General features: G+C 38.0%; 10 protein-coding genes. 4 read left to right on the forward strand and 6 right to left on the reverse strand.

The window, feature by feature from the left end; translation table 11 throughout:
• Nucleotides 1-74 precede the first annotated feature (74 nt).
• From LPH68_RS23515 to LPH68_RS23540, 6 genes are all read right to left on the reverse strand, one after another.
• Nucleotides 75-893, reverse strand: a complete 819-nt coding sequence (locus LPH68_RS23515; RefSeq protein WP_230297173.1) for a BACON domain-containing protein — start codon at nucleotides 891-893, stop codon at nucleotides 75-77.
• A 32-nt stretch (nucleotides 894-925) separates the two neighbouring features.
• Nucleotides 926-2,350, reverse strand: a complete 1,425-nt coding sequence (locus LPH68_RS23520) for a BT_3987 domain-containing protein (protein ID WP_151923017.1) — start codon at nucleotides 2,348-2,350, stop codon at nucleotides 926-928.
• A gap of 25 nt (nucleotides 2,351-2,375) precedes the next feature.
• The gene (locus tag LPH68_RS23525) at nucleotides 2,376-3,542 is read right to left on the reverse strand and encodes a DUF1735 and LamG domain-containing protein (RefSeq protein WP_151923018.1); all 1,167 of its coding nucleotides are present in this window, start codon (nucleotides 3,540-3,542) and stop codon (nucleotides 2,376-2,378) included.
• Between the two features lie 11 nt (nucleotides 3,543-3,553).
• Nucleotides 3,554-4,639 (reverse strand): glycoside hydrolase family 18, encoded by a 1,086-nt coding sequence (locus LPH68_RS23530; protein WP_004323633.1) that lies wholly within the window; start codon nucleotides 4,637-4,639, stop codon nucleotides 3,554-3,556.
• A 90-nt stretch (nucleotides 4,640-4,729) separates the two neighbouring features.
• Nucleotides 4,730-6,352, reverse strand: a complete 1,623-nt coding sequence (locus LPH68_RS23535; protein ID WP_118161046.1) for a SusD/RagB family nutrient-binding outer membrane lipoprotein — start codon at nucleotides 6,350-6,352, stop codon at nucleotides 4,730-4,732.
• Nucleotides 6,353-6,363: 11 nt separating this feature from the next.
• The gene (locus LPH68_RS23540) at nucleotides 6,364-9,690 is read right to left on the reverse strand and encodes a TonB-dependent receptor (RefSeq protein WP_004301370.1); all 3,327 of its coding nucleotides are present in this window, start codon (nucleotides 9,688-9,690) and stop codon (nucleotides 6,364-6,366) included.
• A gap of 237 nt (nucleotides 9,691-9,927) precedes the next feature.
• Between LPH68_RS23540 and LPH68_RS23545 the strand changes: the two genes are divergently transcribed.
• From LPH68_RS23545 to LPH68_RS23560, 4 genes are read left to right on the forward strand one after another with little or no spacing between them, the layout of a single operon-like run.
• Nucleotides 9,928-10,998 carry a glycoside hydrolase family 18 gene (locus LPH68_RS23545; RefSeq protein WP_032856118.1) on the forward strand — a complete coding sequence of 357 codons (1,071 nt, stop codon included), beginning with the start codon at nucleotides 9,928-9,930 and terminating at the stop codon, nucleotides 10,996-10,998.
• 9 nt (nucleotides 10,999-11,007) lie between these two features.
• Nucleotides 11,008-12,168, forward strand: coding sequence for a DUF1735 and LamG domain-containing protein (locus LPH68_RS23550; RefSeq protein ID WP_004310999.1), 1,161 nt, complete (start codon nucleotides 11,008-11,010; stop codon nucleotides 12,166-12,168).
• Nucleotides 12,169-12,194: 26 nt separating this feature from the next.
• Nucleotides 12,195-13,622 carry a BT_3987 domain-containing protein gene (locus tag LPH68_RS23555; protein ID WP_004310998.1) on the forward strand — a complete coding sequence of 476 codons (1,428 nt, stop codon included), beginning with the start codon at nucleotides 12,195-12,197 and terminating at the stop codon, nucleotides 13,620-13,622.
• 20 nt (nucleotides 13,623-13,642) lie between these two features.
• Nucleotides 13,643-14,950 carry a DUF4989 domain-containing protein gene (locus tag LPH68_RS23560; RefSeq protein ID WP_004301374.1) on the forward strand — a complete coding sequence of 436 codons (1,308 nt, stop codon included), beginning with the start codon at nucleotides 13,643-13,645 and terminating at the stop codon, nucleotides 14,948-14,950.
• The last annotated feature ends 409 nt before the right edge of the window (nucleotides 14,951-15,359 follow it).

Below are 15,359 nucleotides of genomic sequence, written 5' to 3' on the forward strand. Positions count from 1 at the left end.
GCTTAAAGATACAAAAAAGGCAACTAACTCGCAATGAATTAGTTGCCTTAAATTTTATTATTTTAGGAATATCCCTAAGTAACAGTAACCGTAGTCAAACCATCATCGCCTTTTTGTGGTTCGGAAATTGATTGATCAGTAATCCAATCTTTCCCTTTTGTTATGGAAATAGCGTAATTGACGTTGTATTTCACTTTAAAAGAGATAGTTCGTGCTGTTAGATCATATGTTAAAGTGTTACTTTCGGTGATAATTGCATCTGTTTGTTTTTGATTAATATCTACATTGACACTTTCAGTAACGAGTGGGCTTGAGATTGTAATTTTTGTACTACGATCTTTATATGTCTTGTTCTCGGCAGCAGTGAATGATAAAGTTACTTTGCCACCGAATTCATTACGTCTATCGAATGTCAGCCACTCTTTACCACCGTCACTATATGTTATCGTTGGGTCGGCCACATTGGTATTAAGTTGAATTCTCACAGTACTTTTTTCTTTAGTAATAGAAAGAGCTTCGTCAGAAAGTAAATCCATTATATATGCAGGTTGAGACTCTACTTGTAGTGGCACAACTGAAGAACCTGTGAAAAACTTGAAGGTTGCAGTACGCTTTTCATCTAATTTGTTAGGATCGATGGTAAAAGTAACTACATCACCATCTTTACCTGAAGTTATTGACGGATGTGCCCAATCACATATTCCTGACAACCGCCAGTTATCGGAGCTTGTTACAGTAACTGTAGCATCCCCTCCATTTTTATCCACTTGGAGTATATTGGTCGATAGTGAGATTGTTGAATTACCATTATTGATTGATTCATCATCATCAGAACAACCCCATAGTAGGAGGGATACCGATAACACTATCATTAAATTCTTAAATAATTTCATATCTATTCTTTTTAAGGTAAAATATACATTAATCAGTTAATAGCTTCACGTTCTGTACTATTCTTTTTATAATAGTAACTTGGATAAACTAATGTTTCATCGTACAAACCTTTACAAACGGATTGGCATCTATATACTTGTGAACCATATAATGATGGGTCAAGTGCGAAGAACATGTAGTATCCATAACCAGCTTCTTTTCTAGAACGCGCTGTAGATTCACTTGAGTTGCCACTGCCTCGTCTTAGTTCTATTGACATACCAGCACACTGTTTCAATGTCATACCGGTACCTGGTCCAGCAGCACCACCATAGTCAGCTACAGCATAATCGCAATATTGACCAGGTTCGATACCATCGATAACTTGGAGACTACTTGAATACATGTTGCCAAGGTTATAGAGCGAGACAATTTTTTCCGGCATGACAGCTTTACATTCATACATTAATCGTGAACCCGCATAAGCTGATGGTCTTGCAAGCCATGGGTTTGAAAGGTCTGGTGAGTTCGAATATTCATCATCGAAAGCGACGCCGTCCAAATTATAGGCACGGCAGTAGGCTGCCAGTTCCCGGGCGAATTCCCGAGCTCCCATATCCGAAAGTTGAGCGACACCAGCTTCGTCGTGATTACCCAGAATGCTAATAATAATTTTCATACCAGCTTTACGCAATGGTTGTAGATACTTATCATTATTGTCGAGTAAGAATTGAACATTTTCATTGTTCGCTAAATACACTCGTTGTTTCTCTGGATCCCAATTGATATTAGCTGCAAAAAGTACAACATGGTCGAAAAAATATTTACCACTTTCAGTCAGAAACTCAAGGGCATTGAGTGGGTTAGTATCATTAACTTCGAAATAAAGAACTGTTTGTACCGCATCTTCTCCTTTGTTAGTATTAGGTTTGTTGCGATAATCCTGGACGAGAAGTACCATATGCTTGGAAGTTTCAGTAAATGTTACTCCTTCAGTAGAAGATGTTACTGTTAAAGGTACTATGTAAGTTTTATCCTCTTCCATTCCATCAAACGCAGTCAGTGTAACTTTCACGCTTGGGGTAACTTTATCATCAGGGGCAAGTACAAAAGTACCATCATTTGCGATTTTTACATTAGCAGCAGGAAACACTTCGAAATCCGTTTCATGGGTAGTATTATATATAGCTGCATATGATTCCTCGACAGCTATTTGAACATCTACTCCTTTTTGAGGTAGTTTAGAAAGACGGAATACCACATTAGTGCTATATTCATTATTTCGGAGCTCGATTACCGAACTGTTTTTGTTCGTATTTTCGTCCAATAATAATCCGCTCAGTTGAGTCGATGCCAAATAAGAAGATTCATCTATCTTGTTTCCTATTTCAATATCTTCCTCACAAGATGTGAAAGTTGCCATAGTGAACATCACCACTGGCAGGAAAGCATATTTGATATTGTTTATCATATTCATATTCAATTCTTAGTTAAATGATTTATTATTGAGGCAATGAAACAGATTCCCATTTAGGTTCTTTTTCGATTGTCAAATCATAGCCACTCACGCTGTAATCTTTAGCTACTGTACCCGAACCTTCGTCAAATTTCCAATATGCAATGAGCCCTTCCGATTCAGGTTCTACTGTGTAGAAGTGGTTTGTTGCCTGAATTTCTTCTGCTGTTAATGCACGATTCCAGATTCGTACTTCGGAAACGACGCCATCAAAATAGCGGTCATCTTTATAGGAATAACCTACCCAGAAGCAGCGTGAACCGTCTTCTTCATTGGTATGTTTGGCACCAAGACTAACAGAACTCTTTCCTGTTGAACCGGAAAGCTTTTCTACGCCATTGATATATACTTTGACATTACCTTTATTGAATGCGACAGCTACATGATACCACTTGCCACTTTCAAGTTGAAGGTCTGCGCTTGTACAATTGTTAACAGAAGTGGCTACTTGAAGTTGGTTATTCGGAATATTTGCGTCACCGATACGAAGCAAGTAATTGCTTTCAATACCCATCAACGTGTTCAGAGTATTAGGGAATGAATTGGCCTTGAACAGTATCTCCATCGTATTCTCCGTTAGATTATTGAATTTGGAGTCATTCTTGAAATCCGGGTAAGCACGATTACGACTGATATTACATACCACATTAATAAGTGATGCTCCGCGGAATACATAATAATATGTTTTAGCACTTTGCAAAACGTCGATCCCTTCCACTGATTTAATAGTGACTGGAAGCACATAAGTGGTTTTGATATCAAGTTCTCCTGTATTAATGAATTCAATAGGCAATTCTGGACTAACTATACTACCTGATTTGATGGTAGTCGAAGTTTCTGGCATTGAATAATGCTCTTCGGAAAGAAGTACTGCAGTTTCATCATAATATGCCTGTTTATAAGTTGGTAAAAGCTCGGGAGCAGGTGACATAGTCACTTTGATATCATGTTCTTCAGGCTTTGCTATGGCTACTGAAAGACCAGTTTCTACATTTGTATCACCAGCCTTGAACAGTATTTCCTTAGTAAAGTTCGATGCCGAAATGAAGAGTTTATTGTCATAATGCTGTTCATTTTCATCGTTGTTCTGGCAACCGGTGAGAATTATTGAGAAACCGGCAAGAGCTGTAAATATTAAATTGTTTAATTTCATAAGGCAGTTTTTTATTTAACGGTTGGACTCAATATACTTATGGCTTCTTTTAAAGTTGGGTATACATTGCTGGCATTAAAATAGTCTTTTTCCGCTGCATCAATTGAAATTCCAGCTTTGGTGTAGTCAGGTGTCTTTGCCACTGCCCATTGAGCAGCTCCAATGATGGCAGATGAGCCATCTCCGAGTTCACCATTGTAACTCCCCGAATTGGTAAGATAAGGCGTTGTTACTCCCATGATGAAGCGGTCGGTTGGTACGTTTTTTGCTGATGCCATGAGTATGAGATAAGACATCTCGTATTGGTTTTTTGCTCCATGCGCATTGACAATGATGTATTTACAATCAGAAAGCAGACTTTTACCAATAACGTTCTGCGGGTAACCTTTGAAAAGCAAGTCCTTATTAGTATTCGCAACTTTCCAGTTAGCTACCGCGTCAAAGAATGCTCCTTGACGTGCTGTTTCAGCGGCAATTTCATTCTCTTCAACAAGCGAATTGAGGTCGAAGCCTGTATAATTCACTACAATTCCATCTACATCTAAAGCGTTACTTGCGGCGATTTGTTTAGTGACCTCACTTTTGCAGTATTCAATAAAACGTGTTGCATCGTCGACAGTCTCTTCTCCTTCTTCTCCATTTTCTGTTTCATCAGATTCGGGATTAGGTACAGCGTTGGCTGCTTCTTCTTCAAGAATCTTTTTCCATGCACTTTCTATAGCATCGAAATCAACTAATCCCAATACTTTTGTACCCAATCGACGTACTTCCTTCATCTCAGATATATTTGCCTGATTTACTTCCATTGTATTGTTTAGACAAATATAGTCGAGACTGTCAGGCATATCAGTAAGATGTTGACTGCGTGAGGTTGTTACAGTACTTACATTATTAACTGAAACAATTACTACCTGATGGTCTGTTGCTTTAAAGTTGTTGAGAGATTCCAGGTATTGAGCATAAAGTTCCGGATTTTGTTCCTCCATAGAAGGAGTATGTATATTGATGCTTTCTGGATCTGTCCAGTCAGAACACGAGAACTGCATCATAGAACATGCCAGCATTACAGGCATGAGATATTTTATTTTTCTTCTCATATATGCTATAATTAAGGTAATTTTATTTGTATAATTTAATATACTAAGTACTTGGTATATATTTTTATTTTTTGTTACTCATTGGTTGATTTATTTACAGTCCCACCATACGTGAGTTGCCATCGTATCTCCTCTTTTAGTCTTGGACTCTTGTGTCAATGTCGCAACTGCTGCTTCTACGCTTTCTCTATTTTCACGATATTCATCAGTTGGATATGGCATGCGTCGTGCACCTTCCGCATCATTAACAATTCCTCCACTTGCATTTGCTACCATTGGCATTAATTTAGGATAGCCTGTACGACGGTACTCAGTCCATGATTCCATACCATTTGGAAAGTTTGCAATCCATTTTTGAGTAATAATCTGTTCTAAGCTTTTTTCAAAATCACCTCCAGACCATGCCACAGTTACATTTGTATTAATAGCTCCAGAGTAATCATAAGTTTGGGCACTTTGTCCTTTCAGTGGATCTTTATATGCTTCTACTTTTCCCGTACTTGCAAGATAATTTTCGACTCCACTGGTAATTCCGTTTTCTTCAAACGACAAACGGATTCCTTCCTCATAGAAGTCTTTAGCTGTTCCTCCCATGTTCCAGTTACGAAGAGCTCCTTCAGCACGCAAGAAAGCGACTTCTGATGCACGGAACACAACTATATTATCACTCGTAGTGACTTTCATACAAGAAGAGCCTTGTGACCAGGAGTTATATTGTCCTTGCAGAATACCCCGACGTAAACCTACATAACTTTCTTCTCCAGTATATGCATTTCCCGACACGGTGCCAAAAGTACTTTTATCATAATATGCTTCGCGACGAGGATCGTTGTATGCATTCATGTAGCAGGTTAAATCCGCTGAAATTCGTGCATCTGACCATAGTACCATAAAACGTTGCCATGGATTATGATCGGCAACTTTACGATAAGCGCCATCAGTTGCAGCAGTCATAACACCTGCTGCTACAGCTTCTTCAGCCAATTGCTGTGATGTTTTTCCATTCACGTTAAATCCTGCTACATAGCAAGTACGCATCGCCATTCTTAGCTTCAAAGAGTTGGCAAACTTATACCATGCTGATGTATTGCCATTATAAATTCTATCAGCACTTGAGCTGAAGCTTTGGTTGCCAAACTTTCCTAATACTGTAATAATATTATCCAAATCTTCTAGCATTTTGGCATAGACAGCTTGCTGAGAATCATAAGGGGATTTGATCGCATTAGCTGCACCTACTTTTGAATAAGGGATGGGACCATATGTATCTGTTACACGTAACATTACGACGATACGATATAACTCGGCCAACGATAAGAAAAGTTCATCATCGCTTTGATTTTTCAAATTGAAGTAATCAGGATAAAACTTTGAATAAAAATCATTGAATGGAATTTTTTTCCAATCGTCTGAAGGATTATAAGTTGCGTAACGACCAGACCAACCTGTACCCAAATTGGAGTCTGCTACATATCCCGAAAATGCTCCTGCCATCAAACAGTCTACATATTGAGAAAAGTTCTCTTGTTCTGGCATCATCAAATCTTGTAAATTAAGAGCTAATGATCTTACCAAATACCAATCTACTCCCATGTCATTTTGGTCTGGTTCATGAGGATTTTTATTGTAATCTTCAAAGTTTCCTGTACATGCAGTTGCACCGAAAAGAAACATACCAGTGACTATAAACTGTATTATTGTATTTTTCTTCATCTTTTCCGTTTTTAGAATTTAAGTTTCAAATTGAATCCTACGCTACGAAGGCTAGGCATCATAAAGTAATCAATTCCCTGGTAATAGTTACCTGTAGTGGCTACAGATTCAGGATCGAAAGGAGCCTTGCAATAAATCATCCACAAGTTACGACCTACCAGCGAAAGAGTGATATCCATAATATTTTTCAATTTCTTTCTTGGGATAGTGTAGCTGACAGAAGCTTCTTGCAGACGTAAATTGGTAGCACTATAAGTGTAATATTGAGGAATACCGCTGTCGGCACCAACCACTGTATACCACTTTTGCGCGTCAATCATATCGTTGCCGTTTATCACGACTCCACCATTATCACGAGCTGCTGCTGTAGCTTCGGATACACCATAGGAGTCAAGAACGGCTTGAGTCGCAGAGTAAACGACTCCTCCCAAACGGGCAGTAAGAAGGAAGCCAAGTCCCCAGTTACCATATTGAAAGTCATTGCGCCATGCCATATTAGCTTTTGGAAAAACAGATCCTAAATAAATATCATCAGCTTTGTCATTCACTGCTACATTTCCATCGGCATTTACATAAATCTTATTATTTGAATCTCGAAGCAAGTCAGACTGTGAGTAGAGATCACCTAAAGATCCACCTACTTTTAGAATGAACCGTGCCTTTGATAAACCACCTACATCCATACGGTCTTTTGTTATTTCTTCACCGGTTACAGGGTTTATGTAACCATCAATCAGGCTTAAAATCTTGTTTTTATTGGCACTGAATGTGTAGTTAGAACTCCATGAAAACTTGTTCCATGTATTCTTGTAACCAAGTGAAAGTTCTACACCACGGTTACGTACGTTACCAGTCTGCGCATAGAATGTACTATAGCCTCCTGTTGGAGAAAGCTTTGCATCCATGGTTTGATTGTAAGTCTTGGTATTATAGAATGAAACATCAAAATTGAAATGTTTAAGGAAACGTGCAGTAAGACCTACTTCCCAAGAATCTGTACGTTCCGGTTTCAAATCATACAATGGATATGCAGACTGAGAAGAGTATGCTCCTGTTGAAGTATTCCATGAAAAAGTTGGATAAGCAAGGAAGCGTCCAAATGGTAGACCTACGGATGCCCAAGAAGCACGTAGTTTTAAGTATGAAATACTTTCAGGTAATTTGAAAAGTTCAGACAAAACAACAGAGCCTCCTACTGACGGGTAGAAAAAAGAAGACTGTTTTGAGTTCGGTCCCGCTAATTGACTTGGCCAATCATTACGTCCGGTAAGAGTCAAGTAGTAAGTACTTCTATAACCAACTTCTGCAGATGCAAATATAGATTGTGTTTGTTCACGATAACCAGTTTCTTCACGTTTCCCAGTTTCTTTATCCAATTGAGCAACTGTGAAAAAGTTAGGAAGTCCATTCGCTGCAATTGGTCCACTAACGGCAAGAGCTTCAGAACGATTGTCTGAATAAGATGCTCCGATATTAGCTGTTAAACTCCAATCCTCGCCAAATGTTTTATTTATATTCAACAATAAGTCTGCATATGTTTGCTTGTCACGAGTGTTTGTTACACCATAAAAACCATTTTCACCTTCAGCAATAGTTGCGATGGTAGAGGCATAGTATTTTTGTGTATATGTGTTGTATGAATTATCTAGACGTACACGTCCAGCTACGTTCAACCAACTTAGAATATCGTAACTTAAAGCTGCACTCAACATATAACGATCTTTGTCATTTTCACGCAAGTTACGATAATTAATCCAGTAAGGATTTTGTAAACGGAACGATCCCCCTCCTTGAGGCCAATATTGCGTATACATATTACGCTCTAAATCATAACGTTCGTACATTTTGTAATCTTCCCAGTCATTTCCACGCGGAAACAGGTAAGCAGAAGACAATGGGTTTGCATAAATACCTTGATTCACCATATTACGGTCTTTCTGCATAATATATTGAGCACCAACATCCAGTTTCATCTTATCTTCTAGAAAAAGAGTGGTGTTCCGGAATGTAAAGTTATAGCGGTCGTATTTGTTATTTGGAATAATGCCACGCGAATTAACGGCTGCGGCAGAAAGATATGTCTGATTGTGTTCAGTACCAGTAGAAAGTGTTACAGATTCTGTTCCAATAAGCCCAGTCTGAAAATAATCACTTGCAGGATCGTATCCGCGGTAATTAGCTTCATTCAATCTTTTACCCCAACTAGCATCTGTTCCAGAAGTTCCATAGCGATTCTGAAACTGTGGCATGACGAATGGAGATAACATTTCTGTATTACTAGATACGGTCAAGGCTACACGACCCACTTTTCCTTTTTTGGTTGTAATCACAATAGCACCATTAGATGCATTGCTACCATACAATGCGGCAGCAGCAGCACCAGACAAAACTGACATTGATTCAATGTCATCTGGGTTTATATCAGCTATAGCTTCTGTAGAGCCTTGCGATTGCATCTCTTCAGAACCACCAGAAGCGCTCAGGTTATACATTGGAATACCGTCGATAACATAAAGAGCATTAGACGATTGTTCGATACCCCTGGAGCCACGCATAACAACTTTACTTGCACCACCAATACCAGAAGAAGAAGAGTTGATATTTAAACCCGCAACCTTTCCGTTCAGTGAATTAATAAAGTTCGCATCTTTTACAGCTAAAGCTGATTCTGCATCGACCTGTGTGACATTATAACTCAAAGCTTTCTCTGAACGCTTAATACCCAAAGCTGTAACAACTACCTCGTCAATCACTTGGGTATCATCCATCATCGTAATATTAATGGCTGTCTGTCCTTTCAAAGGGATTTCTTGTGTCTTATATCCGATATAAGAATAAACAATAACTGGGTTATTGCTTTTTGTCACAATTTTGTAGTTACCATCCAAATCGGTAATAGCTCCGTCTGTTGTTCCTTTCACTAAAATGCTAACACCAATCAATGGTTCTCCTTTAGCATCTACAACTTGTCCGGTTATAGTACGTTCTTTCCCGCTTTGTTGTTGTAGTGAATCGGAATTTTCTTTTTCTGATAAATAAATTATATTCTCTTCTATTTTATAAGAGATATCTTTATTTTTCAAAAGTGTGTTTAAAACTTGCTCTAAAGAAGCATCTTTTACTTTTAAAGGTTCAACTGTGACAGTTGATAGCTTGTCATTGTAGAAAAATTGGTACTTTGATTGTGATTGAATTTGTTTAATTACAGTTCCTAAAGTTGTACGGGGAGTTGATAAGGTCAACTGTGCCGCAGCCCATTGTACAGGAACTGCTATCAACAAAAGAATCAATAAAGCTCGAAATAACTTCGACTTTCGAAGCGAATGTTTGCTTTCCATACATTTAATTTAATGGTTATACATTTTATTAAACTCAAAAAGAAGAGTGTCGACTTTCCCTTCCTTTGTTAATAAAACAATGCTAATATAATAAACACTTAGTCCATTTTCTCTTTTTTTTCGAAAAAAGTAAGAAATATCTGATATCTCCTTGAATAACCTATATTTAGAATTTACCAAGTACTTAGAGAACTTGGATGAAAATAATGTGATTAAAATCTTTAAGTGATAATATATATGAAAAGAATAGTAAAAAACAGTTTGTTTACAACAATATTGATGGTGTGGGGGATGATGTATTCCTCATGCGAAGGCTGGACAGACCCAGAAAGCATTAACATCCATTACCCTACATTTGAAGAGCAAAACCCGCAACTGTATGCTGACTATATCAGAGATCTGAAACGCTACAAGGATGGAGAACATAAGTTAGTCTTTGTCTCTTTTGACAATCCGGAAACTAATCCAATCAATCAAACCGAACGTCTCACCGCTATACTGGACAGTGTGGATTTTATCTGTTTGAATAATCCAGAAAAGCTCTCGTCTGAAACACAAGCCGAAATGGTAAAAATACGCGAGAAGAATATCCGCACGCTTTCCTGCATTAATTATGAGAGTTTAGAACAAGAATGGAACAATAAGGCAAAAGATAATTCCGAATTGACGGAAGAAGATGCACAAAGGTATCTGAATGAACGTACGGATGCTATGCTGGTTCTATGTGACAATTATGGATATGATGGTATCCTAATTGACTATACAGGACTTTCAATGGTGGGTATGCAAGAAGATGTGTTACAACAATACAAGGCACGTCAGCAAAACTTCTTCAGCAGAGTGTTGGATTGGCGGATTAAGCATACCGACAAAACATTGGTTTTTTACGGTTATGTGCAGTATTTGGCTCCAGAAAACATGGATATGCTGGATAAATACAATCATCTGATACTGAAAACCGCTTCTTCCAAAAACATGGAGGATCTGACATTAAATGTTTTTATGGCTATTCAAGCAGGCATAGACGTAGCAGGAACGAATGCGGATCTTGTTCCAAAAGATCGTTTTATTGCCTGTACACAGTTTCCTCAACAGGAAGATAAGGATATGATAATTGGTTATTGGGATACACGGGATGCAAATGGAAATAAAGTATTGGCTGCACAAGGTACAGCTCAATGGATTGTACAGGCATCACCAGATTATACCTGCACTGGTATTTTTATCATCAATATCCAAAAGGATTATTACAATAATACTTATGGAACAGTACGTGAAACTATTCATATAATGAATCCTAATAAATAGAAATACAATATGAAATTGCATATTTATCAATTAGCATTTATAGCATTTACTGCATTTACGGTAAGCAGCTGCAAGGATACGGATATTAATGATGAACATCATTATGACAATAAGCTTTATATAAGTTCGGTACCCGTAACAGAAGATTTACTGATTAAAGAAGATGTATTGTTTGACAGTCGTAAAATTACTTATCGGCTTGCTGCTCCTGTCGACAACGAAATCCAAGTCAGCTTTGATGCCAAACCATCTTTAGCGGCTACCTACAATCTAAGTTATGGAGATAATGCTACAGCACTTCCCGAAGCGTTTTATGATATTCCTGTGAAGAATGTTACGATTCAACCCGGAGGAATTTCTGGAGATGATATCATAGTGAATTTCGTTAATTTGAATCAATTGGACGACTCAAGACGTTATGTGTTGCCTGTTACAATCACAAATGTATCTGGAATTGGACTTCTTGAGAGTGCCCGTACTACTTATTTTATCATCAAAGGCGCTGCTCTTATTAATGTTGTAGCTAATATTAAAGAAAACTATTTTCCGATAAAATGGAATAGTGATGTAAGCAAGATGATTACTATTACAGTGGAAGCATTGGTACGAAGTGATGACTGGGTGGCCAAACGTGATAATGCACTAAGTTCTGTTTTTGGAATTGAAGGTAATTTCCTTATACGTATCGGTGATGGCGACCGTCCACGTGATCAACTTCAGGCATTTGTGCCAGGTGGAAGTTTTCCTCCAGCAAATCACGCACCAGGTATTGGACTTCCGGTAGACGAATGGGTACACATAGCTGTTGTGTATAACACTGTCAATAAAAACCGAATCTATTACAAGAATGGTGTGGCGGTGTATAAAGACCAGTCAGCAAATAGTACGGTTGATTTAACTAAGAATTGCTATATAGGCCGTTCTTTTGATGGTACCCGCTGGCTTCCGGGAGAAATTTCAGAGGTTCGTATTTGGAGCGTAGAAAGAACTGCAGAGCAAATTGCAGATAATCCTTATAAAGTAAATCCTGCCAGTGAAGGACTTGTAGCCTACTGGAAATTTAATGAGGGGTCTGGAAAGGTTGTTATAGATCGTACAGGTAATGGAAATGATATCACTGCGAGTAAAGATCCGATATGGGTTCCTGTAGAACTTCCTCAAATATATTAATCCTTTTAATTAAAAAGAATATTATTATGAAACAAAAATATCTGATAACAGGGTTGATGGTTGCCATATTTGCAGGCGGCATAACTTGCCTTACCTCTTGTGATGATGATCTTGTCATAAATAAAGCAATAGATGAGTCAGCATATACTGGCATTTATGAAAACAATGGATACTTGCGTGACGGAAAGTCCAATTTGTCCTCTAACGTAGTGGAGCTATACAAAGATACTTATACTACTTCTGTAAAAATGAGTCTTAGTAAAATGGCGAGTACCAGTACTTTTGCTCAAGTAATTATTGATGCAGACTATTTGGATACTTATAACAAAGAGCATGAAACCGATTTTGAATTGTATCCTGCGCACTTGGTTTCTTTTAAGAATGACGGGAAGCTTATTGTAGATGCACAAACAAAATCTGCTCAGACTGACATCACCATTCAGACGGACGGCACTTTGAAAGAAGATAAAACCTATGCTTTACCTATAGCTCTTACCCACGTAAGTAGCGACATTACCATAAAAGATGAGAAAGCTGGTCATTGTATCTATTTGATAAAAGATATGAGGAAGTTAGGAAACACTTACAAAGGGGAAGATGTAGTAAAGTCATTTGTCTTCTTTGATGGTACAAATCCACTGAATGCTCTTTCTTTTCAACTGGAAAACGGAAAATTGCTGTGGGATGTAGTATCTCCATTTGCTGCCAATATCAACTGGGACGCACAAGCCCAACGCCCTTATTTAAAATGTAATGCTTACATACAATATTTGCTAGATAATAATGAGAAATTTTTGCAACCACTTCGTAAACGTGGAACTAAAATAGTATTAGGAATACTTAGTAACGGGGATATAACAGGAGTGGCGCAACTTTCTAAACAAGGTGCCAAAGACTTTGCACGAGAACTAGCTCAGTATTGCAAAGCATATAATCTGGACGGGGTATGTTTTGATGACGAATATGAAGGTGCTTATGATCCGAATAATCCAGCATTAACAGAGCCTAGTGAGGAGGCTGCGGCACGTTTATGCTACGAAACTAAACAAGCAATGCCTGATAAAATCGTAGCAGTATATGCATTAAGAAGAATGTATAGTTCGAAGGCAACCGTTGTTGATGGAGTAACTATTAAAAACTGGATAGATATTGTAGTTGGTGATTATGGTAGAGATCCTTCTCAAGTTCCGTATGGGGACCTGACATCCAAAGAATGTTCCGGTCAATCCATGGAGTTTGTTAGAGGTACAGGTGGCGATTTACAGGGACAAAGACTGATAAACCAAGGTTCTGGATGGTTTATGGGCTTTTCACCGAAGCCGGAAAATTATGGCAATGTATTCCGGCGTCTGTCTGATGTGAGAACTCTGTATGGTTCTCCGTTACAAGCACCTACCGTGTTCTACAAAGACAATGATGCCACACCTTACCAATATCCCGATGATTTGCAATAAATTAAAAAACAATTGTAGAAATGAGAACACTTTATAGATTTTTCTTATTATTGGCAGTCGGTTTGCTGACAGCCCTTTCTGGATGCGGCGAAGATGAAACTCCAAGTCTGGCTACCTATCCGGATAACAATTTTTCTCTTGTGGCGGAAGACGGAGAAGGCTCGGAAATAACAGTGAATGCCACCTATAATAATGAGGGTATATTAGAATTCGATAAACCCGTAATATTCACCTTTCGTTTTAACGCTTCACCCGAGGACGCAATAGTTACTTTTGAGCCAATCGGAGAAGATGTTGAGTTAAGTGATACCAAATTGATAATTCCGGCAGGCTATACGGATGCCAGTGTTACTTTGGGTATAAAAAATATGGATGTTTTTCAATCTAATTACGATGAAGCTACCTATAATTTAGGAGTGAGAGCTACTGTGCAAGGATATAAAATGCCATCTATTACCTTGGAGGCAAAAGCTTTGATAAAGAAAGAGGCGTATGTAGCTACAGGTTTCTTGGAAGGAAAAGTCGGTAATAAAACTACATTCGAACATACTTATTTCAACGGAGAATTTAAGGACACGGAGCGCAATCTATATACATTCAGTGTACAATTGGATCGTCCTGCTCGGAAAGATGTAAAGGTGAAACTTACAACGGAAGGAGTGGATGACGAATACCTGAAAGACATTAGTATTACTCCTGCAGAAATTATAATTCCTGCTGGTGAAAAGACATCAGGAGATATTACTTGGGAGATTACTAATGACTTTTTGTTGCGTACATCGGACGACTCGTCAAACACATTAAATATCACAGCTGTTTTTGAATGTGAAGATCCGGTCTTCGTGCAGGATGAGAAAAGAAGTTCTTTCACCTTGAATATAAATAAATATATAAGAGGATTTGAACACATATCTTACAAACGGCCTTCCGGTTGGATAGAATGGGCCAAACAGGGTTGGTCTGTAGATGTGGAAGATAGTAGTGATTTTTATCAAAACGATGGTGGCGGTTCGCTTATTGATGGTGAAACCAAAGGTAACTATGAAGGTATATGTTCTGATGGAGATATTTCATTTACACTCGATATGGGAGAGGAAAAAACAATCACTGGAGTAGGTCTTGATTATATATATTATTATGCTCCTCAAAATGTACAATTATCAGTTTCTTCTGATGGAAACACATGGAATTATCTAGGAAAAGTAGCTACTGCTGATGAGAATGCCGATTACTATCAATTCATTGAATCTATAACTGCACGGTATGTGAAATTTGATCTTTTGGCTTCTTGGGGATGTGAGCTTTATGAAATATACGTCTTTAAGTAGTATTGAGTCTAAAAAGAATATAGGTTAAAGTTTGTATTCGAGAGGCTGTCTCAAGATTGTTTTTGAGTCAGCCTCTTTTTAATTGCTTTTTCAAAGAACGGGCAGGCGCTAACTTTTCTAAGTCTAACGTTTGCTCATGTTCCTAAATATTTGAATTAAATGCTACATAGTGAAACAAAATATCTATCATACTTTTACCAGTAAAAACGGGTTATCTATCATTGTGCAAAATAGCCGTATAAGGGTCATAATAGGTGTAAGATAGCTTGTTTTTGTTACAATGAAGCCATATAAATCTGATTATCGTGGCTTAATAATGTAACTGTAATGGCGCAGGGCAGACGCATTAAAAATTATTGTTCTGTAAAAGTTGTGACAAATATTTTTCATCCCATCCGGCTTTTAGTCT

The sequence above is a fragment of the Bacteroides sp. 1_1_30 genome (assembly GCF_020982715.1).
GTDB classification, from domain to species: domain Bacteria; phylum Bacteroidota; class Bacteroidia; order Bacteroidales; family Bacteroidaceae; genus Bacteroides; species Bacteroides xylanisolvens.